The sequence below is a fragment of the Pseudomonas fluorescens genome (assembly GCF_000968015.1).
Taxonomy (GTDB): Bacteria; Pseudomonadota; Gammaproteobacteria; order Pseudomonadales; family Pseudomonadaceae; genus Aquipseudomonas; species Aquipseudomonas fluorescens_W.
Genome location: NZ_LACH01000038.1, coordinates 42,364 through 62,691 on the forward strand (window position 1 = coordinate 42,364; position 20,328 = coordinate 62,691).

Here is a 20,328-nt window from a genome sequence, read left to right on the forward strand (position 1 = left end):
CCTGGCTGCTGACGGTTCCGATCGCACCCCACAAGGTCAAACCCTGGCTGCTGACGGTTCCGACCGCACTCCACAAGGCCAAACCCTGGCTGCTGACGGTTCCGACCGTACCCCACAAGGCCAAACCCTGGCTGAAGGTGGTGGTGACCGTGTCATCGAACGCAACAGCGCTTTGAGCTAAGCCTATGGCGGCCCTGAAAAAAAGCCCAATCCCCGGATTGGGCTTTTGACGTTATAGATGCCTCACTTCCCCGCTTGATTCCCCGATAGTCGTTCGACGCCGGCAAAGCCGATTTGCTAGAGTGCGCCGCTGTCTTATCCAGAAAACACCCTTGCGATGCTGCCCCGCGCCGAACAGAAACAACAGACCCGCAACGCCCTGATGGACGCTGCCCGCCACTTGATGGAATGCGGCCGAGGATTCGGCAGCCTGAGCCTGCGCGAAGTCGCCAGAACCGCCGGGATCGTGCCCACCGGTTTCTACCGGCATTTCGCGGACATGGATGAACTGGGTCTGGTACTGGTGAGTGAAGTCGGTCAGACCTTCCGCGAAACCATTCGCCTGGTGCGCCACAACGAGTTCGTCATGGGCGGCATCATTGACGCCTCGGTGCGGATCTTTCTCGACGTGGTCACGGCCAATCGCTCGCAGTTCCTGTTTCTCGCTCGCGAGCAGTACGGCGGTTCGTTGCCCGTGCGCCAGGCTATTGGCCGCTTGCGCGAAGACATCAGTTCGGACCTGGCGGCCGACTTGTCCTTGATGCCGAAACTGCAACACCTGGACATCGCTGGCTTGAGCGTCATGGCTGACCTGATTGTTAAAAGCGTGTTCGCGACCTTGCCGGACATCATTGATCCGCCGGCCGAGGCGCTGCCTGAGCATCTGACGCCTCAAGCAAAGATCACCCAGCAACTGCGCTTTATCTTTATCGGCCTGAAGCATTGGCAAGGCCTCGGCAGCACCGAGTAACCCTGTGGGAGCGAGCTTGCTCGCGATAGCGTCAGTGCAATCAACACTTCATGCGACTGATACACCGCCATCGTCGGAACGCCGCCCGGACCAAGCTCGCTCCCACAAAAAACCAATCAACGCATCAATTCGGTGCAGCTCAAACATCCACGCACCACTCCCGCTCAAAATTCTGCTACATCCAGAAATACCCACCAAGCTCCGACAGGCATTTCCTACGCATCACCCGATTGGCAAGCCCCTTGCTCTAGCCTAAGCATTGTCCATTGCTGGAAGCCTTCCGATGCTGGTGATTCATCGCAGAATCGACCCCCAACCCGTCTGGGCCGCCGAGTTGCACCTGACCTTCGAAGCCCGGAGCAAAAGCCGTTTGCGCTGTTTCAGTGCCGAGGGTGAAGACGTCGGGCTGTTTTTGGAGCGCGGTCAGCCACCGCTGTACGACGGCGAGTGCCTGCAAGCCGAAGACGGACGCATCGTCCGCGTCTGCGCCCGGGCCGAACAACTGCTGCACGTCACCTGCGCCAATGCTTTCGAACTGACTCGCGCGGCCTATCACCTCGGCAACCGCCACGTTGCCCTGCAAGTCGGTGATGGCTGGTTGCGCCTGCTCGACGACTACGTACTCAAGGCCATGCTCGAACAGCTTGATGCCAAGGTCCAGAACATCGAAGCACCGTTCCAGCCGGAACACGGCGCCTACGGTGGCGGCCACCACCATTCGCGCCACGGCGACGAAGACTTCAACTACCCGCCGAAACTGCACCAATTCGGCGTGCGGCTATGAACCCAGCCTGGGCGCTGCTGCGCCTGGCCAGTCCGCAGTTGCCGATTGGCGGCTACAGCTATTCCCAAGGTCTGGAAATGGCTGTGGATAACGGCCGCGTCAACGACTCCAATAGTGCCCGGCGCTGGATCAGTGATCAGTTGCTGCTGAACCTGGCGCGTTTCGAAGCGCCGCTGCTGCTCGCCCATTGCGTGGCCGCCGCTGATGAAAACTGGGGCGAGTTACTGCAACGCTGCGAAGAACATCGCGCCAGCCGGGAAACCCGTGAGCTGCATCAGGAAAGTCGGCAGATGGGTTATTCGTTGCAGCAACTGCTCAACGGTTTGCCTGAGCTGGATGCATCGGCCCGCGCCTTTCTTGAGCAACGTCCCGAGCCGCACCTGGCCCTCGGCTGGGCATTGGCCGCTCGCGCCTGGAGTATCAGCCCGCAGGACGCACTGGCGGCGTGGCTCTGGAGTTGGCTGGAAAACCAATTGGCGGTGCTGATGAAAACCCTGCCGCTGGGCCAGCAAGCCGCGCAACGCCTGACCAGCGAACTGCTGCCGCTGCTGCAAGAGGCTCAGCAGAACGCCACCCGAATCACCCCCGAACACTATGGCAGCGCTGCTTTCGGCCTGTCCCTGGCGTGCATGGCCCATGAGCGCCAGTACAGCCGTCTGTTCCGTTCCTAGGGCCTTTATTTTGGAGAATCAAATGAACACACAACCTCTGCGCGTCGGCATCGGCGGCCCGGTCGGTTCCGGCAAAACCGCTTTGACTTTAGCCCTGTGCCTGGCGCTGCGCGATCGCTACAACCTGGCGGTGGTCACCAACGATATCTACACCCGTGAAGACGCCGACTTTCTGGTGCGCAACGAAGCCCTGGCGCCTGAGAGGATCATCGGCGTGGAAACCGGCGGTTGCCCGCACACGGCGATCCGCGAAGACGCCTCGATCAACCTCGAAGCCGTGGACCAACTGAACCGCCGCTTTCCAGGGCTGGACCTGATCCTTGTGGAATCCGGCGGTGACAATCTGTCCGCCACCTTCAGCCCAGAGTTGTCCGACCTGACCATTTACGTGATCGACGTCTCGGCCGGCGACAAGCTGCCGCGCAAGGGTGGGCCAGGGATCTGCAAATCCGACTTGCTGGTGATTAACAAAGTCGACCTCGCGCCATTAGTGGGTGCGTCGCTGGAGTTGATGGACAGTGACACCCAGCGAATGCGCAACGGCAAGCCGTTCGTTTTCAGCAACCAGAAAACCGGCCTCGGCCTGGAAGAGATCATCGCCTTCATCGAACGCCAGGGCCTGCTGACAGCGGCGTGAACCCGATCACCTTTTATCAACAAGGAAGCTTATCCATGACACTAAAACGCATTCTGGGCGCCATGGCCCTGCTGCTGACCCCGGCCATCGCCTTCGCCCATCCGGGGCATGGCGACAACGGTTTGATCGCCGGCATCAGCCACCCGATCGGTGGACTCGATCACTTGTTGGCGATGGTTGCGGTGGGTTTGTGGGCGGCACAACAGAAAGGCGCTGCACGCTGGGCGCTGCCATGCACATTCGTCGGCGTCATGCTGATCGGCGGGTTGCTGGGGTTTGAAGGGCTGAACCTGCCGGCGCTGGAGAGCGGGATTGCGGCGTCGGTACTGGCGCTGGGTCTGGCGGTGGCATTGGCCGTGCGTCCGCCGTTGAGCCTCGCCGTTGCGGCAACCGCGTTGTTTGCGTTGTTCCACGGGGTGGCCCATGGCTTGGAGTTGCCGGACATGTCTAGCCCTTGGGCGTATGCCGCAGGTTTTGTGGCGGCGACAGCTGCGTTGCATGGGTTGGGTTACGCCGTGGTGCGGGTGTTGCCGCAAGCGGCGGCGCCGTTGGTTCGACTGGCGGGTGCAGCGTCGGCGGCGACTGGCGTGTGGTTGTTGGCGGGCTGATTTCTTTATCGCCTGTGATGCCCTCATCGCGAGCAGGCTCGCTCCCACAGTGGAATGCGTACTCCTGTGGGAGCCGAGCCTGCTCGCGAAGGCGGCCTGACAGACACCGCTTCTCTCAGGCCTGCTAACATGTCGCGCAATCAACCCTGCCGTGACGACGCCAGCCAATGCCGCCAGTTTCCCGCTCCGCCTCCCAGCCTGAATTGACCGCTCTGTTTGCCTCGGTGCAACAGCACTTCCAGGACGTGATCGTGCCGCTCTGGCAAGGCCCCGGCTGGAATGCCGACATGGCGCTGCCCTATGAGGCGCTGGACGCCGAGCACCAACCGCTGCCGCCCCAACGCTACCGGGCCATGGCCTGCGCACGGCAGCTTTACCTGTTTTCCAGCCTGATCGGCCAGGTACCGGCCGCCGAAGAGCGCGCCGCAGCGCTGTTCCGCGCCCTGCAGCAGCATTTTCACGATGCCGAACATGGCGGCTGGTTCTACAGCGTCGACCCACAGGGCGCGCCCCTGGATCAGCGTAAAGACCTCTACACCCACGCCTTCATCCTGTTCGCCTGCGCCCATTACTGGGACAAAGTCCGCGAGCCGCTGGTGGAATCGGTGCTCAACGCCGTACTGGAAGTGGTCGCGCAGCGCTTTGCCACGGGCGATGGCCTGTACGAAGCCAGCCTCGACCGTGACTGGTCCTCGCTCGAGTCCGGGCCGCTGCAAAATCCCCTGATGCACTTGGCCGAAGCCTTCCTCGCCACGCTGTCAGTGCGCAAAGACGTCGCAGTGCAAGACGCGCTCATCGAGTTATGCACAGCGATGCAGAAGCGTTTTATCGACCCGCAACATTGTGTGTTGATGGAGAAACCGCTGGGCGCTGTGGATAACTGGTTTGAACCTGGGCATCAGTTCGAGTGGTATTTCCTGTTGGAATCGTCTTCGTTGCTGCGCGGTTCGACACTCCACGACTCTCTGGAACGCGCCTTTGCGTTCACCGAACAACTGGGTGTCGATCAACAGACGGGCGCCGTGCGGGCCATGCTCGACCTGCAGCCGAACGGCCCACCTCGGGACGCTACTCAGCGAATCTGGGCTCAGGCTGAATACCTGCGCGCCCTGACCTTGCGGCCAGACAGCGAGGCGCTGGTGCTGCACCAATTGCAGGCGTTGCAGCAGCGCTTTCTGCATGCGGGTGGCTGGTATGAGTGCCGGGACGAGAACGGTGATGTGACCCGTCGGGACATGCCGTCGACCACGCCGTATCACTTGGCGACCTGCTATCGCGGACTGATCGAGTATCTTCTCTGACTGAAAAATTGCCATCGCGAGCAGGCTCGCTCCCACAGGGTTTGTGTCGTTCGCGAAATGGCGATTCAACACAAACCCTGTGGGAGCGAGCTTGCTCGCGATGGGCCGTTACGCGGTCTTAAGCCTTCGCATTACGCTCAATCGCAAACCCGCTCCACGTCTGACTCACCGGCATCAGCTCCAGGCTGTTGATGTTGATGTGCGCCGGGGCATTGAGCACCCAGAAAATGGTGTCGGCGATGTCTTGCGGCTGGATCGGCTCGGCACCGGCGTAGGTCGCGTTGTAACGCTCCTGGTCACCGGCGAAACGCACCAGTGAGAACTCGCTTTCGCACAGGCCCGGCTCGATATTGCTGACCCGCACACCTGTACCTTGCAGGTCGCAGCGCAGGTTCAGGGAGAACTGTTTGACGAACGCTTTGCTCGCGCCATACACATGGCTGCCCGGGTACGGGTAGTTGCCGGCGATGGAGCCGAGGTTGACGATGCCCGCGCAGCGGCCGTGAGCGATCAGGCGGGGCAACAACAGACGAGTGCTATACATCAGGCCTTTGATGTTGGTGTCGACCATGGTGTCCCAATCGTCGAGGTCGCACTTGGGCGCCGGGTCAACACCCAGGGCCAGCCCGGCGTTGTTGATCAGCCCGCGCAGTTTGGCGAAGGACGGTGGCAGGTTGGCAATCGCCTCCTCCATGGCCTTGCGATCACGCACGTCGAGCACCAGGCCATGGACCTCGGTCTGCTTCGACAACTCGGCGCACAGCGCATTGAGGCGCTCTTCACGACGGCCGGTCAGCACCAGTTTCCAGCCGGCTTCGGCAAAACGACGGGCGCAGGCTTCACCAAAACCGGAGGTCGCGCCGGTAATAAACAGGGTGTTGGACATCGTGTTCTCCTTGCTTCGGCTGATCGGCAGCCACTGGAATAGAAAATCAGCAGCCAGCATGCCCGGCCTTGTCCGCAGCGGCAACTACCGCACGAGCTGTACAAAAAACGATCAAACGCTGCCGCGCCTTACCTGCCGTGGCTTTCAGCCATGTGCGCGCACCTTATCCACAGGCCGGTCCACAGTTTCCGGGGGCAAGTGGAAAAGCTGTAAGCCGCTGTGCACAAGGCTTTGCGGGCAAATTGGAAATTTTTTTGCTTGACCCTGGAACGCCAGCTGTGTAGCCCATGGCATTTTGCACGATTGACCGGTCATACCGACGATGGCGCCAAGCCAGCAACTACGGCCTTCAGCCGAGTCTTTCCAGAGTTTAACCACAGACTTATCCACAGGCAGCCCCGCTCCATTTCGGTCCGTTTTCGTCACCAACAAAAAGGTTGACAAAGCCCGCTCGCGGTCCCGCAAAAACGCCTGATCAAAAAACGACCACAACTCTGCAAGCCACGTTTTCAAAGGCCTTCAGCCAGCTACTCCCACGTTATTCACAGCCAGCTCCACAGCAAACGGGGACAAGTCAAAACCGTGACAAAACAACTATTTGCAGCGGCTTTATGTCGCGCTTTAAGAGCTTGGTAAATTTGTTTTCCACAATTTGCCGAAAGCACACCACAGTCACCTGTGGGAGCGAGCTTGCTCGCGATAGCGGTGGGTCAGTCGACAAGCTTTTTACTGATCCACCGCTATCGCGAGCAGGCTCACTCCTACAGGGATTTGTGATGAATTGGAGGTGTAAAAAAGCCCCGGCGATTGCTCGTCGGGGCTTGTTGTTGCAGCGCAGACTCAGTGACCGCCGAGATAGGCGTTACGCACTTCCTCGTTAACCAGCAGCTCCTTGCCAGTGCCTGTGATGCGGATCTCGCCATTGACCATCACGTACGCCCTGTCCGACAGTTTGAGGGCGTGGTTGGCGTTCTGCTCCACCAGGAAGATCGTCATGCCGGTTTTGGCCAGTTCCCGCAGCGTCGCGAAGATCTGTTTCACCACAATCGGCGCCAGACCCAGGCTCGGCTCGTCCAGCAACAGCAGTTTCGGCCGGCTCATCAGCGCACGCGCGATGGCGAGCATTTGCTGCTCGCCGCCGGACATGGTCATCGCCCGCTGGGTCCGCCGCTCTTCGAGTCGCGGGAACAACTCGAACATGCGTTGCATGTCTTCCTTGGCGTACTTGTCACCGATAGGAATGGTGCCCATCAGCAGGTTTTCCTCGACGGTCATGTCGGGGAACACCCGCCGCCCTTCCGGCGATTGAGCGATACCGTTGGAGGCGATGTAGTGGGATGACTTGTGGGTGATATCCACCCCCTGATAGATGATCTCCCCGTCCGCCGCTCGCGGCTGACCGAAAATCGACATCAGCAAGGTCGATTTACCGGCGCCGTTGGAGCCGATCAGACTGACCGTTTCACCTTCATTGATGTGTAGCGAGACTTTCTTCAGGGCCTGGATCGGCCCGTAGAAAACATCCAGCTCCTTCAGTTCGAGGATGGGTTTGCTCATAGCACCACTTCCTCTTCATCGGCGCCCAGGTAGGCCGCAATCACTTTCGGATCGTGTCGGATGGCCTCGGGGCCGCCCTCGGCGATGACGATGCCGTGGTCCAGCACCACAATATGGTCGGAAATGCTCATTACCATGCCCATGTCGTGTTCGATCAGCACCACGGTCAGATCGTGCTCGTCGCGCAGCAGCCGGATCATCGCGCTCAGCGCTTCGGTTTCCTGAGGGTTGAGGCCAGCGGCCGGTTCGTCGAGGCAGATGATCTGCGGCCGGGTGCACATGGCCCGGGCAATTTCCAGACGGCGTTGCTGGCCGTAGGACAGCTCACCGGCCAGACGGTTGGCGCAGTCCACCAGGTCCACCACTTCCAGCCAGTAGAACGCGTGGTCCAGCGCATCGCTTTCGGCTTTGCGATAACCCTTGGTGTTGAGGATCCCGGCCAGCATGCTGCGGTTGACCCACATGTGTTGGGCCACCAGCAGGTTTTCCAGCACCGACATTTCCTTGAACAGGCGAATGTTCTGGAACGTCCGCGCCAGGCCGGCACGGTTCACCAGGTGAGTGCCGCCGAACATCTTGTAATGCAGCCGGCTGATGAAGTTTTTTGGCGATACAAAATCTGTCGCCTTGAACGGTTCGCCCAGCATTTTGATGACATCGGTGCGCTCGCCACGCACGTTGAGTTCAATCTTGCCGCCCGAGGCCTTGTAGAACCCAGTCAGGCAGTTGAACACGGTGGTCTTGCCGGCGCCATTGGGGCCGATCAGGGCGAAGATCGAGTTGCGTTTGACCTTCAGGCTGACATCGTTCAACGCCTTGATGCCGCCGAAGTGCATCATCAGCTTCTCGACCGAGAGTACGACTTCGCTCATGGCGCTACTCCTTTACGCGGGGTCACACCGGTACGACTGATCCGAATCAGGCCGCGCGGTCGCCAGATCATCATCAACACCATCAGGATACCGAACAGCAGCACGCGATATTCCGCGAAGCCCCGCAGCAGTTCCGGGGCGACGGTCAGCACGAAGGCCGCAATCACCACGCCGATGGTCGAGCCCATGCCACCGAGTACCACGATGGCAAGGATCAAGGCCGATTCGAAGAAGGTGAACGAGGTCGGGTTGACGAAGCCCTGGTAGGTGGCGAAGAACACGCCGGCCAGACCGGCCGTCGATGCACCGATGGTGAACGCCGAGAGCTTGACCAGTACGTGGTTCAGGCCCATGGAGCGGCAAGCGATTTCGTCTTCACGCAAGGCTTCCCAGGCGCGACCGACCGGCATGCGGGTCAAGCGGTGCTTGATGTGCAATACGGCCAATACCACCAGGAACAACACCGTGTAGATGAAGTAGTACTTCACGTCCGGGTTGTAGGCGATGCCAAAGAACTCGTGGAACGGCACCCCGCCCTCTTTCGCCCGCTTGCCGAACTCGATGCCGAAGAAGGTTGGCAACGGAGCGGCCATGCCATTCGGGCCGCCGGTCAGGGACAGCCAGTTATTGAGGATCAACCGGATGATCTCACCGAAGCCCAGGGTCACGATCGCCAGGTAGTCACCGTGCAGGCGCAGTACCGGGAAACCGAGGATGCAACCGGCCAGGCCGGCGGTGATCGCCGCCAGCGGCAGTACCGTCCAGAAGCCCAGACCGAGATATTGGTAACCGAGCGCCAAGCCGTAGGCACCGATGGCGTAGAACGCCACGTAACCCAGGTCGAGCAGACCGGCCAGGCCGACCACGATGTTCAGCCCCAGGCCCAGCAGTACGTAGATCAGCCCGAGGATGACCACGCCCAGCAAGTAGGAGTTGGAGAAAAACGGGAACACCACGGCAACGACAATCAACACCGGAATGATCCAGCGCAACCGGCTTTTGTAGTCCGGCGGCAGTACATGAACCCCGGAGCCGGTGCTTTCAAAGCCTTCGAGAATTCTCAGGCCCTTGGGGGTTTGCAGGAACAGGCTCAAGGCAAAGCGGCCGGCCATGACGATGGCGACAATCCACGCCACCCGGGTCGTTTCCAGGTTGAAGCCGTAGCCGTCGAGGACCACGCCGACAATCGGGCCAAACACAATCAGGGCTACCAGGCCGGCAAGAATCGCGTCAACCAGGCTTCTTTTGAGATCAATGGTTTTTTTAGTGGTTGAAGACATCGCTTACACCTTCGACACAAGAGGACGGCCGAGCAGGCCTTGAGGCCGAAAGACCAGAACAAGAACGAGCAGCGAGAAGCTGAAAACGTCTTTGTAGTCCGAGTTCACCAGACCTGAGAACAGTGATTCGGAGATCCCCAGAATAATCCCGCCAAGCATGGCCCCAGGCAGCGAACCGATCCCGCCGAGTACCGCGGCGGTGAACGCTTTGATCCCGATGACGAAGCCTGCGTAAAAGTCGAACGTGCCGTAGTTCATGGTGATCAGCACGCCGGCCAGGGCCGCCATCGCTGCACCGATGATGAACACATAGGAAATCACGCGGTCGGTGTTGATCCCCAGGATCGAAGCCATCTTGCGGTCTTGCTGGGTGGCACGGCACATGCGGCCGAGCTTGGTGTACTTGATGACGTAGGTCAGCAGGGCCATCCCGGCAAATGCGGCGATCAGAATGAAGATCTTGGTGTAGGTGAGCTGAACGAAGCCGCTCCCGACTTCAACTCGCCATGCACCGGTCAGCAGTGTGGGTACACCTTGTTGGCGGGCACCCTGGGCGATCTGTGCATAGTTTTGCAGGATCAGGGAAATACCGATGGCGCTGATCAGCGGTGCCAGTCGTGTGGAGTTGCGCAACGGTTTGTAGGCGACGCGCTCGATGACCCAGCCATACACCGCCGTGACGATGATGGTGAAGACCAGTGTGCCGAGCATCAGCAGAGGGAAGGATTCAATACCGAAGTAAGCCAGCAGAGCCAGACTGATTGCCGCGAGGTAAGCGGAAATCATGTAAACCTCGCCGTGGGCGAAGTTGATCATGCCGATGATGCCATAGACCATTGTGTAGCCGATGGCGATCAGGCCATAGACCGACCCGAGGGTCAGGCCGTTGACCAGTTGCTGCAGGAAAATACCATCCATAACGCAATCTCACGCATTTGAGAGACTGCACAGAAGCCGTGTACGACGGACCGGGGTTCAGCCACCGACGCAACACGGTTGTGTGCAGCTCTACGAGAAAAGACAGGTACTGCACGGACATGTTGATTGATGGCCCGGCGCACAAGGCGCCGGGCCATCAGCAGTTCATATCACTTCTGTTTTTCCAGTTGGTGGTATTTGCCGTCCTTGTCCCACTGGTAAACCACGTAGTCGGAGACTTTCAGGTCGCCCTTGGCGTCCCAGGTCTTCTCGCCCATCACGGTTTGGACCTTGTTGGCTTTCAGCCATTTGGCAGCGTCGTCGCCCTTGTTGGACTTGGCGCCATTGAAGGCAGCTGCGAGGGTCTGGACCGAAGCGTAGGCGTACAGGGTGTAGCCTTCAGGCTCGGTGCCTTTTTTGCGGAACTCATCCACTACCGTCTTGCTGTCTGGCAGCAGGCGCGGGTCGGCGCCGAAGGTCATGTACACGCCGTCAACGTTCTGCGGGCCACCAGCGGTGGTCACCAGTTCATCGGTCACGATGCCGTCATCGGACATGAACTTGACGTCTTTGAGGCCTTGTTCACGCAGTTGGCGAACCAGTGGACCGGCTTCCGGGTGCAAGCCGCCGAAGTAGACCACGTCGGCACCGGCCGCACGGATCTTGGTCACCACGGCGCTGAAGTCTTTCTCGCCGCGGGTCAGGCCTTCGTACAGCACCGGCGTTACGCCGCGCTTGACCAATTGCGCCTTGGTGGCATCCGCCAGACCTTGGCCGTAGGTGTCTTTGTCGTGCAGGACCACGACTTTCTTGCCTTTGAGCACGTCGACGATGTAGTCGCCGGCCACAATGCCTTGCTGGTCGTCACGACCGCACATACGGAACATAGCAGCCAGGCCGCGTTCGGTAACCTGTGGGTTGGTGGAGCCTGGAGTGATCGCGATGATGCCCGCTTCGTCGTAGATCTCCGAAGCCGGGATCGTCGAGGATGAGCAGAAGTGACCGACTACGCCAGCGACTTTCTGGTTGGTCAGGTCCTTGGCGACCGTCACAGCCTGTTTCGGTTCGCAGGCGTCATCGCCTTTGACCAGTACGATTTTTTCCCCGTTTACGCCGCCCGCTGCGTTGACCGCATCGGCCGCAGCCTGTGCACCCTTCATGTACTGCTCGCCAAATGCCGCGTTGGCGCCTGTCATCGGTCCCGCCACACCGATTTTCACATCAGCCTGTGCAAACGCAGAAACACCCAACGCAGTTGCCACTGCGAGGGCCAGAAAGCCTTTCTTGTAAAACGTCTGGGACATGAGGTGGTGCTCCAAGGTTTTTTTTTAGTTGGCACTGCGACTTCCTGAATGCTCAGAGCAAGGGCCGTGCCATCGGTTTTTTATTCTGAAAAAAGTCGCTGCTTTATTATTATTTCGACTGTTTTGATCCCATTTTCATTGGGTGTGCAACCGTCTAAACCGCGGGAGGTGAAACCATTTATTTTTAAAGGCGCAACCCGCATGCGCCATCATTGCAACCGCGGCGCCAAACGACGTGCAACCAGCCTGTAACAACGTGCGTCACCGAAGTGCACACTGCTGGTGCGGAACTGCTACAACCCGCACCTTTTACAGGCTAGTCGCTGCGCGAAAAAGCGCCGCTTCCAGCAACAAATTTCAACAATCAAATAACGATCCGCAGGCACTGGCCTGCGTGATACAGCGAGAATCCGGCCTCGTACAGACAGCTGCGCAATCCCACACCCGCCAATGGCTGCATAGGCGCAAAGGGAATCGGCAACGCTTGAGGATTTCCGTTACACAGATAATCGGCAAAGGCTTTGCCGACAACAGTGCCAGTAGTGACGCCCCGGCCGTTGTAACCGGTGACTGCCACTAAACCGGGCGCCGGTTCGAACAAACGCATCAAATGATCGGGGGTGAAAGCGATGCAACCGGTCCAGGTGCATTCCCATTCCACCGGTTTGAGATAAGGAAAATAGTGCTGCTGAACGCGGTCGGCCCAGGCCTTGAGAAACCAGGTCGGTTTCTGATTGCCATTACCGAGACTGCCGAGCAGCAGACGGCCGTCCTTATCCCGACGAACACTGCTGAGGACCTGGCGGGTGTCCCAGGAACCCTGGCCACCCGGGAGAATTTGTTGCGCGGCCTCTTCGGTCAGCGGGACCGAGGCCACCTGATAGTAATAACCGGGGAAGAAATTGCGCCGCAATTCCGTCCAGTCACCTTCGGTGTAGGCGTTAGAGGCAATCACGACTTGCTCGGCAAGCACCGAACCCTGAGCGGTTTGTACCGACCAGCGCTGGCCCTGACGTTCGAGTCGGGTCACCGGAGAATGATCGAACAACTGACCGCCGAGACCGATGGCCGCTTTGGCCAGCCCCGTCGTGTAAGCCATGGGGTTGATCGTGCCGGCACGTCGATCGAGCAACGCGGCGGCGATCTTTTTGGTACCCGTCGCTTGTTCGCAGGCTTGACCGGTCAGCAGTTCCACCGGCGCGCCACGACGTTTCCATTGTTCTTCACGACTGCGCAAGTCCGCTTCGCCACGGGCGTTGTGCGCCATATGCAACGTGCCTTCGCGACGAAGCTGGCAATCGATGTTGTATTTGTCGACCAGGCTGAACACCAGGGACGGTGCCGCACCGAGCATGCGATTAAGCTGACTGCCGACCGCCTCGCCGAAACCGGCTTCGATCTCGTCCGGTGGAATCCACATCCCGGCATTGACCAGCCCGACGTTGCGCCCCGATCCGCCATGACCGGCGCGATGGGCTTCCAGTACACAGACGCTTTTGCCTTTTTCCAGCAGATGCACCGCCGCCGACAGACCGGTGAAACCGGCGCCGATAACGCAGACATCCACCGTCACCTCGCCCTTGAGCGCCGCGTTGTCAGGCCTTTGCGGCGTCAGTTTTTCCCACAGACACTCTTCGCGTAACGGCATTGCCAGACTCCAACAGAAACCTAACCAACACACAGTTCAAAATGTAGGAGTGAGCCTGCTCGCGATTGCGGTCTATCAGTCAACATAGATATTGAATGTTAAATCGCTATCGCGAGCAGGCTCACTCCTACAGGGGATCTTTGTTCGACTTGAGGTATTAGTCGAACGTGATGCCCTGCGCCAACGGCAATTCCAGCGAATAGTTCACGGTGTTGGTCTGACGGCGCATGTAGCCGCGCCATGCATCGGAACCGGATTCACGACCGCCACCCGTTTCTTTCTCACCGCCAAACGCACCGCCGATTTCCGCGCCACTCGGGCCGATGTTGACGTTGGCGATACCGCAATCACTGCCCACCGCCGACATGAACTGCTCGGCTTCACGCACGTCAGTGGTGAAAATGCATGACGACAAGCCTTGTGGCACGGCGTTGTTCAGGCGCAGCGCTTCGTCGAAATCCTTGTAACCGACCACGTACAGAATCGGCGCGAAGGTTTCGTGGCAAACCACATCGCTCTGCTCCGGCATTTCAACGATGGCCGGCGAGACGTAATAAGCGTTAGGGAATTTGTCTTCCAGTTGGCGCTTGCCACCGAACACCCGGCCGCCTTCGCTCAAGGCCTGCTCAAGCGCATCCTGCATGTTTTCGAAGCTGTGCTTGTCGATCAGCGGACCAATCAGATTGCCTTCCAGTGGATTGCCGATACGCACTTTGGAGTAAGCGGCTTTCAGGCGGGTGACGATTTCTTCTTTCACCGATTCATGGGCAATCAGGCGACGCAACGTGGTGCAACGCTGACCGGCAGTGCCGACGGCGCTGAAGAGGATGGCTCGTACGGCCATGTCCAGGTCGGCGCTTGGGCCCAGGATCATTGCGTTGTTGCCGCCCAGTTCCAGAATGCTGCGAGCGAAACGTGCGGCGATTTTCGGTGCCACTTCGCGACCCATGCGGGTGCTGCCGGTGGCGCTGATCAGCGCGACACGCGGGTCATCGACCAGAGCTTCGCCGGCATCGCGGCCGCCGATGATCACTTGGCTCAGGTGCGGCGGCGCGTCGCTGAAGTTCTTCAGTACGCGGTCGAACAGCGCCTGGCAGGCCAGTGCGGTCAGCGGGGTTTTCTCCGATGGCTTCCAGATCACCGGGTTGCCGCAGACCAGCGCCAGCGCGGTGTTCCAGGCCCAGACCGCAACCGGGAAGTTGAATGCACTGATGACGCCGACGACGCCCAGCGGGTGCCAGGTTTCGCGCATGTGGTGGCCAGGACGCTCGGAGGCGATGGTCAAACCGTACAGCTGACGGGACAGGCCGACGGCGAAATCGCAGATGTCGATCATTTCCTGAACTTCACCCAGACCTTCCTGAGTGATCTTGCCGGCTTCCCAGGACACCAGCTCGCCGAGGTCGGCCTTGTATTCACGCAGGATGTCGCCCAGTTGGCGGACCAGTTCGCCACGGCGCGGGGCCGGGACCTTGCGCCACAATTCGAACGCATGATCTGCACGACTGATGTGCTGCTCGACTTCAGCCGCGCCTTCCCAGTTCACGGCGGCGATCTGGCTGCCATCGATCGGCGAATGCACCGGCACTTTGCCGTTCTGGTACAGGGCCGGGTTCACACCAAGACGATCAAGCAATGCGGCAACCATGGGTTACTCCTCAAGCGAAAAACAGAAAACGTGCAGCCGGATTGATTCGGCTGGTGAGGCCTGTAGTTTTAGCGCTCCCGACGTTACCCAACAAACGACCTTTAAGAGAGATATCATTCCGTTTATTCATGCTGCGAATTGCTGGTAAGAAAGAAACAAGAAAAAGGACAACCAATGCTGAATAAACGCTACTTGCCGTCGATCACCGCGCTGCAGTGTTTTGAGGCCGTGACCCGGCATTTGAGCTTCACCCGGGCGGCTGAAGAGCTGAACCTGACCCAGAGCGCTGTCAGCAAACAGGTCGCGCAACTCGAAGAGTTGCTGCAGCACCTGTTGTTCCGCCGGGTACGCCGTCGCCTGCAAATGACCCCGGCCGGTGATTTGTACCTGGTTGAGGTAAGAAAAATCCTCACGCAGGTCGAGATGTCGACCCACTACCTGCGCTCCTACGGCGGTGAAACCGAAGTCCTGCGCGTCTCGACGCCTCCGACCTTCGGCGCGCGCTGGCTAGTGCCACGCTTGAAAGGCTGGCGTCTGCGCCATCCCTCGATCCATCTGGACCTGTGCAGCGAACAGGAGGCCGACGATCTGCTGCAAGGTCGCAGCGACCTGGCGTTCTACTTCGGCCAGGGCTCACGCCCCGGCACTGAATGCCTGAAGCTGTTCGGCGAAGAGCTGGTGCCGGTCTGCGCACCAGGCAGCCTGCCAGACACGCCGTTCACCGATCCTACGCAACTCACCGACCTGGTCCTGCTGCAAAACGCCTCCCGGCCCCAGGCCTGGCACGACTGGTTCGACAGTCAGGGCTACCACACCGAACACAGCTACCACGGCCCACGTTTCGAAACCTTTTACATGTGCATCCGCGCAGCTCAGGTCGGCTGCGGTGTAGCACTGTTGCCGCGCTTTTTGGTGGAAGAGGAATTGGCCGACGGCAAACTGGTCATACCCTGGCAGCACGCGATGCCCAGCACCGATGCCTATTACCTGGCGTATCCGGAGCATTCGGCGGAAGTGCCCAAGGTGCGGGATTTTGTGAAGTGGATGCTGGAGCAGATCGACAGTCCGGACACGTCCCCTATCTAGGGTTGTCCCCAATACCTGTGGGAGCGAGCTTGCTCCCACAGGGATCTCCTGCGATTAAAAAAATGCTGGCAATCCTTACTGCTGATATGCGCCACTAGCCCCATTCATTGAAACAGCTGCAACGTCGCTGCCACGGGCCGCGGCACGCCTGGAGAACCCCGTTATGAGCGAGAGTGTGTTTGCCGATCGCATCGTGCAGAACCTGCTCGACACCGACTTCTACAAACTGACGATGATGCAGGCGGTGCTGCACAACTACCCGAACGTAGAAGTCGAATGGGAGTTTCGTTGCCGTAACAGTGAAGATTTGCGCCCATACCTGGCGGAGATTCGTTTCCAGATCGAACGCCTCGCCGAGTTGAGCCTGAGCGCCGACCAGTTGAGTTTCATGGAGCGCATCAGCTTCATGAAGCCGGATTTCCTGCGCTTTCTCGGGTTGTTCCGCTTCAACCTGCGCTACGTCTACACCGGTATCGAAAACGGCGAGCTGTTCATCCGCCTGCGCGGGCCATGGCTGCACGTGATCCTGTTCGAAGTGCCGCTGCTGTCCATCGTCAGCGAAGTGCGCAACCGCTATCGCTACCGTGAGATCGTCCTGGAACAGGCGCGCGAACAGCTCTATCGCAAGTTCGACTGGTTGACTGCCAATGCCAGCGCAGACGAATTGTCTGAACTGCAGGTAGCCGATTTCGGTACTCGTCGTCGCTTCTCATACCGCGTGCAGGAAGAAGTGGTGAACGTGCTCAAGCACGATTTCCCCGGTCGTTTTGTCGGCACCAGCAACGTGCACCTTTCACGGGAGCTGGACATGAAACCGTTGGGCACCATGGCCCACGAATGGATCATGGCCCATCAGCAACTCGGCCCGCGGCTGATCGACAGTCAGATTGCCGCCCTCGATTGCTGGGTCCGCGAGTACCGTGGCCTGTTGGGGATCGCCCTCACCGACTGCATCACCACGGATGCCTTTCTCAGCGATTTCGACCTGTACTTCGCCAAGCTGTTTGACGGTTTACGTCACGATTCCGGTGATCCGGTGCTCTGGGCGGAAAAGGCCATTGCGCACTATCACAAGCTGGGCATCGACCCGATGAGCAAGACGCTGGTGTTCTCCGACAGTCTGACGCTGCCCAAGTCCCTGGAGATTTTTCGGGCGCTGCGCGGTCGGATCAATGTGAGCTTTGGCATCGGCACCAATCTGACGTGCGATATTCCGGGTGTTGAACCGATGAGCATCGTGCTTAAAATGGCCGCCTGCAACGGCCAGCCCGTAGCAAAGATTTCCGATGAGCCTGGCAAGACTCACTGCAAAGACCCGAATTTCGTCGCCTATTTGCGACACGTTTTCAAAGTTCCTGCCGCCCTTTCCAGCACATCAAGCACATCTAGCAAGGAGTGAATTCATGCAAGCCGAACAGCGTGAGATTGCTGAACAGCTCAAGGTCCAGCCGCCGTTCGCCGACCAGGTCGCCCTCGAGGCTGAAGTCACCCGGCGGATTACCTTCATCCAGGATTGCCTGGTCAATTCCGGGCTCAAGACCCTGGTTCTCGGCATCAGCGGTGGTGTCGATTCCCTGACCGCCGGCCTCCTGGCCCAGCGTGCCATGCGCGAACTGCGCACACGCACAGGCGACGACAGCTACAAGTTCATCGCCGTGCGTCTGCCGTACGAAACCCAGTTCGACGAACACGACGCCCAGGCTTCGGTGGACTTCATCGCCCCGGACGAGCGCCACACCGTGAACATCGGCCCGGCGGTCAAAGCCCTGGCCAGTGAAGTAGCGGCCTTTGAAGGCAAGCACGCAGTCTCGGTGGATTTCGTGCTCGGCAACACCAAGGCGCGGATGCGCATGGTCGCCCAATACACCATCGCCGGCGCGGCCCACGGCCTGGTGATCGGTACCGACCACGCTGCCGAAGCAGTGATGGGTTTCTTTACCAAATTCGGTGATGGCGCGTGCGACCTGGCGCCACTGAGCGGTCTGGTGAAAAACCAGGTCCGGAATATCGCCCGCAGCTTCGGTGCGCCGGAATCGCTGGTGGAAAAAATCCCGACGGCCGACCTTGAAGACCTGTCGCCCGGCAAACCGGACGAAGCGTCCCACGGCGTGACCTACGCCGAGATCGATGCGTTTTTGCACGGCGAGCCGGTGCGTGAGGAAGCGTTCAAGATTATTTGTGACACGTATAAAAAGACTCATCACAAGCGTGTGATGCCGTTCGCACCTTGACTCTGCCCCTGTAGAAACCTGTAGGAGCTGTCGAGTGAAACGAGGCTGCGATCTTTAAAAGCAAGATCAAAAGATCGCAGCCTCGTTTCACTCGACAGCTCCTACAAGGATTCGGGCAGGCCCAAAAATTAGCAAAAAAAAAAGCGTCCCTAGTGGACGCTTTTTTTATGAGAACGATTCGATTACTTCAGGACCACAGTGCCTTTCATCATCGAGATGTGGCCAGGGAACGAGCAGAAGAAACCGTATTTCTCGGCAGCATCGAGCTTCGACACGTCGAAGGTCACCGAGTCGGTTTCCTTGGCGCCGATGATTTTGGTGTGGGCGATGATGCGCGCGTCACCTTCCGGCAGGTAGTTCTTTTCGATGCCTGCGGCCAGGCCCGCGGTGGCGATCGGCTGCATATCAGCCTCTTTGCTCAGCACCCAGTTATGACCCATGACGTTTTTCGGCAGGTTGCCGGAGTGTTTCAGCTCCACGGTGAACGTCTTGCAGCTCTTGTCGATGCTGATTTCCTTGGTATCGAAGGACATCTGGTCAGTCGAGTCGACAGTGACCTTGCACTCGGCAGCCATCAATTGGCTGCTGGCCAGCGTCAGCAGGGATACCGCAACAAGTTTGGCAAACATGGTGAATCTCCAAGGCAGGGTTAACAAAAGTGCGAATGGACAGAAGACTGCCTGAAAACTTCGCAAGTTCCTATGACCTGAATCAAAAATTGTATACAACTTTCGGGCTATGACACCTATCGAAACAATCTACCAGCCAGACGTCTAGGGCGGCCCTATCATCAAGCCGTCATCACGCATCTGGAGCGTCAGTCATGTCCCTTAATAGCCTGTTGCGCAGTTTGCTCACCGCCTACGCCTGTGGCGCCAGCGGAACCTTTGAAACACCTGAACGCGAAGTGTAGACCTTGGAACACCGCGTGCGTGCCTTTACTCTGTGGCCATCCTGACCATGGAGTAAGGCATGTCTTTAGCGTCCGTTTGTGTATTTTGCGGTGCCAGCACTGGCACCAACCCGGCTTATCGTGATGCGGCTGTCGCCCTGGGGCGAGCATTGGCTGAGCGTAAGTTGACGCTGGTCTATGGCGGCGGCGCCGTCGGACTGATGGGTATCGTTGCCGACGCAGCGCTGGCGGCCGGCGGCGAAGTGATCGGGATCATCCCGCAAAGCCTCAAAGACAAAGAAATCGGTCACAGCGGCCTGACTCGCCTGGAAGTGGTCGACGGCATGCATGCGCGCAAGGCGCGGATGGCCGAGCTCAGTGACGCCTTTATCGCCCTGCCCGGCGGCTTGGGCACGCTGGAAGAACTGTTCGAAGTCTGGACCTGGGGCCAGCTCGGCTACCACGGCAAACCGCTGGGGCTGCTGGAAGTGAACGGTTTCTACAGCAAATTGACGTCTTTTCTCGATCATATCGTCGGCGAAGGCTTCGTTCGCGAACCGCACCGTGACATGCTGCAAGTGAGCGAATCGCCGCAAACCCTGCTCGATGCGCTGGACGCCTGGCAGCCGACAGCGGTGCCAAAGTGGCTCGAGCAAAAACCCAGCTAACGGCTGGGCATCGATACAGGGCAGAATACGCGCCGCTCAACCTCACCTTCGACCCCAGAGGATCGCCCATGGCTAAACCCAATTATTCCTTCGCCAAACGTCAGAGAGACTTGGCCAAGGAGCAGAAGAAAGAGGAAAAGCTTCAGCGCAAGAAAGCTACAGCTGAAGAAGAAGCCGCCGCACTGAACCCGGATGCAGAAGGTGAAGTGACCGCAGAAGACGATGTTGAAGCACCGAAAGATCAGGCGCCCGACGCCTGAGACCCTCAGGGCCCGATGATCTGATCAGGCCCACCGGATCTGTGTCCAGGGTCAGCAGTTACTTTGCTGACCCTCACAGCCCCCTCTGAAATACCCCTTCCCGGAAG

At 59.2% G+C, this 20,328-nt stretch carries 20 protein-coding genes and 1 pseudogene; 12 read left to right on the forward strand and 9 right to left on the reverse strand.

Annotation, left to right across the window (positions count from 1 at the left end; translation table 11 throughout):
• From VD17_RS32640 to VD17_RS17720, 7 genes and pseudogenes are all read left to right on the forward strand, one after another.
• Positions 1-181, forward strand: a pseudogene (locus VD17_RS32640) (hypothetical protein); the annotation flags it as partial.
• A gap of 156 nt (positions 182-337) precedes the next feature.
• Positions 338-970 carry a TetR family transcriptional regulator gene (locus VD17_RS17695; protein ID WP_046054906.1) on the forward strand — a complete coding sequence of 211 codons (633 nt, stop codon included), beginning with the start codon at positions 338-340 and terminating at the stop codon, positions 968-970.
• A gap of 283 nt (positions 971-1,253) precedes the next feature.
• Positions 1,254-1,754, forward strand: a complete 501-nt coding sequence (gene ureE / locus VD17_RS17700; RefSeq protein ID WP_046054907.1) for an urease accessory protein UreE — start codon at positions 1,254-1,256, stop codon at positions 1,752-1,754.
• The gene (locus VD17_RS17705) at positions 1,751-2,425 is read left to right on the forward strand and encodes an urease accessory protein UreF (RefSeq protein ID WP_046054908.1); all 675 of its coding nucleotides are present in this window, start codon (positions 1,751-1,753) and stop codon (positions 2,423-2,425) included. Before ureE ends, VD17_RS17705 begins: the two co-directional genes overlap by 4 nt.
• A 22-nt stretch (positions 2,426-2,447) precedes the next feature.
• The gene (gene ureG, locus VD17_RS17710; RefSeq protein ID WP_046054909.1) at positions 2,448-3,062 is read left to right on the forward strand and encodes an urease accessory protein UreG; all 615 of its coding nucleotides are present in this window, start codon (positions 2,448-2,450) and stop codon (positions 3,060-3,062) included.
• A 35-nt stretch (positions 3,063-3,097) separates the two neighbouring features.
• Positions 3,098-3,670 carry a HupE/UreJ family protein gene (locus tag VD17_RS17715; protein WP_046054910.1) on the forward strand — a complete coding sequence of 191 codons (573 nt, stop codon included), beginning with the start codon at positions 3,098-3,100 and terminating at the stop codon, positions 3,668-3,670.
• Positions 3,671-3,837: 167 nt separating this feature from the next.
• Positions 3,838-4,971 (forward strand): AGE family epimerase/isomerase, encoded by a 1,134-nt coding sequence (locus VD17_RS17720; RefSeq protein ID WP_046054911.1) that lies wholly within the window; start codon positions 3,838-3,840, stop codon positions 4,969-4,971.
• Positions 4,972-5,089: 118 nt separating this feature from the next.
• Here the strand turns inward: VD17_RS17720 and VD17_RS17725 are convergent, their stop codons facing one another.
• From VD17_RS17725 to amaB, 8 genes are all read right to left on the reverse strand, one after another.
• Positions 5,090-5,857, reverse strand: a complete 768-nt coding sequence (locus tag VD17_RS17725) for an SDR family oxidoreductase (protein ID WP_046054912.1) — start codon at positions 5,855-5,857, stop codon at positions 5,090-5,092.
• An 840-nt stretch (positions 5,858-6,697) separates the two neighbouring features.
• Positions 6,698-7,414 carry an ABC transporter ATP-binding protein gene (locus VD17_RS17730; protein WP_046054913.1) on the reverse strand — a complete coding sequence of 239 codons (717 nt, stop codon included), beginning with the start codon at positions 7,412-7,414 and terminating at the stop codon, positions 6,698-6,700.
• Entirely contained in the window at positions 7,411-8,286 is an 876-nt protein-coding gene (locus VD17_RS17735; RefSeq protein WP_033055570.1) for an ABC transporter ATP-binding protein, read from the reverse strand. The genes VD17_RS17730 and VD17_RS17735 overlap by 4 nt, the downstream gene beginning before the upstream one ends.
• The gene (livM, locus tag VD17_RS17740) at positions 8,283-9,566 is read right to left on the reverse strand and encodes a high-affinity branched-chain amino acid ABC transporter permease LivM (RefSeq protein ID WP_046054914.1); all 1,284 of its coding nucleotides are present in this window, start codon (positions 9,564-9,566) and stop codon (positions 8,283-8,285) included. The genes VD17_RS17735 and livM overlap by 4 nt, the downstream gene beginning before the upstream one ends.
• Positions 9,567-9,569: 3 nt before the next feature.
• Positions 9,570-10,484 carry an ABC transporter permease subunit gene (locus VD17_RS17745; protein WP_017336280.1) on the reverse strand — a complete coding sequence of 305 codons (915 nt, stop codon included), beginning with the start codon at positions 10,482-10,484 and terminating at the stop codon, positions 9,570-9,572.
• A 170-nt stretch (positions 10,485-10,654) separates the two neighbouring features.
• Positions 10,655-11,788 carry a branched-chain amino acid ABC transporter substrate-binding protein gene (locus VD17_RS17750; protein WP_033055567.1) on the reverse strand — a complete coding sequence of 378 codons (1,134 nt, stop codon included), beginning with the start codon at positions 11,786-11,788 and terminating at the stop codon, positions 10,655-10,657.
• A gap of 364 nt (positions 11,789-12,152) precedes the next feature.
• Positions 12,153-13,436, reverse strand: coding sequence for an L-pipecolate oxidase (amaA, locus tag VD17_RS17755; protein WP_008153371.1), 1,284 nt, complete (start codon positions 13,434-13,436; stop codon positions 12,153-12,155).
• A gap of 157 nt (positions 13,437-13,593) precedes the next feature.
• Positions 13,594-15,084: an L-piperidine-6-carboxylate dehydrogenase gene (gene amaB / locus VD17_RS17760; protein ID WP_008153370.1), complete on the reverse strand. Its 1,491-nt coding sequence runs from the start codon at positions 15,082-15,084 to the stop codon at positions 13,594-13,596.
• A 174-nt stretch (positions 15,085-15,258) separates the two neighbouring features.
• On the opposite strand from amaB, the gene VD17_RS17765 reads away from it, so the two are divergent.
• From VD17_RS17765 to nadE, 3 genes are all read left to right on the forward strand, one after another.
• On the forward strand, positions 15,259-16,170 hold the full coding sequence (locus tag VD17_RS17765) for a LysR family transcriptional regulator (RefSeq protein WP_046054915.1): 912 nt from the start codon (positions 15,259-15,261) through the stop codon (positions 16,168-16,170).
• 163 nt (positions 16,171-16,333) lie between these two features.
• Complete coding sequence (gene pncB, locus VD17_RS17770; protein ID WP_046054916.1) at positions 16,334-17,569, forward strand: nicotinate phosphoribosyltransferase; 1,236 nt, start codon at positions 16,334-16,336, stop codon at positions 17,567-17,569.
• Positions 17,570-17,573: 4 nt separating this feature from the next.
• Complete coding sequence (nadE, locus tag VD17_RS17775; RefSeq protein ID WP_046054917.1) at positions 17,574-18,401, forward strand: ammonia-dependent NAD(+) synthetase; 828 nt, start codon at positions 17,574-17,576, stop codon at positions 18,399-18,401.
• Positions 18,402-18,583: 182 nt separating this feature from the next.
• Here nadE and azu read toward each other — a convergent pair whose 3' ends face one another.
• Positions 18,584-19,030 (reverse strand): azurin, encoded by a 447-nt coding sequence (gene azu, locus VD17_RS17780; RefSeq protein ID WP_046054918.1) that lies wholly within the window; start codon positions 19,028-19,030, stop codon positions 18,584-18,586.
• A gap of 343 nt (positions 19,031-19,373) precedes the next feature.
• Here azu and VD17_RS17785 point away from each other — a divergent pair, with 343 nt between their 5' ends.
• A complete protein-coding gene (locus tag VD17_RS17785) occupies positions 19,374-19,961 on the forward strand; it encodes a TIGR00730 family Rossman fold protein (RefSeq protein WP_046054919.1) in 588 nt (195 codons plus the stop codon).
• A 68-nt stretch (positions 19,962-20,029) separates the two neighbouring features.
• Positions 20,030-20,221, forward strand: a complete 192-nt coding sequence (locus VD17_RS17790; RefSeq protein ID WP_033055559.1) for a hypothetical protein — start codon at positions 20,030-20,032, stop codon at positions 20,219-20,221.
• Positions 20,222-20,328 lie beyond the last annotated feature (107 nt).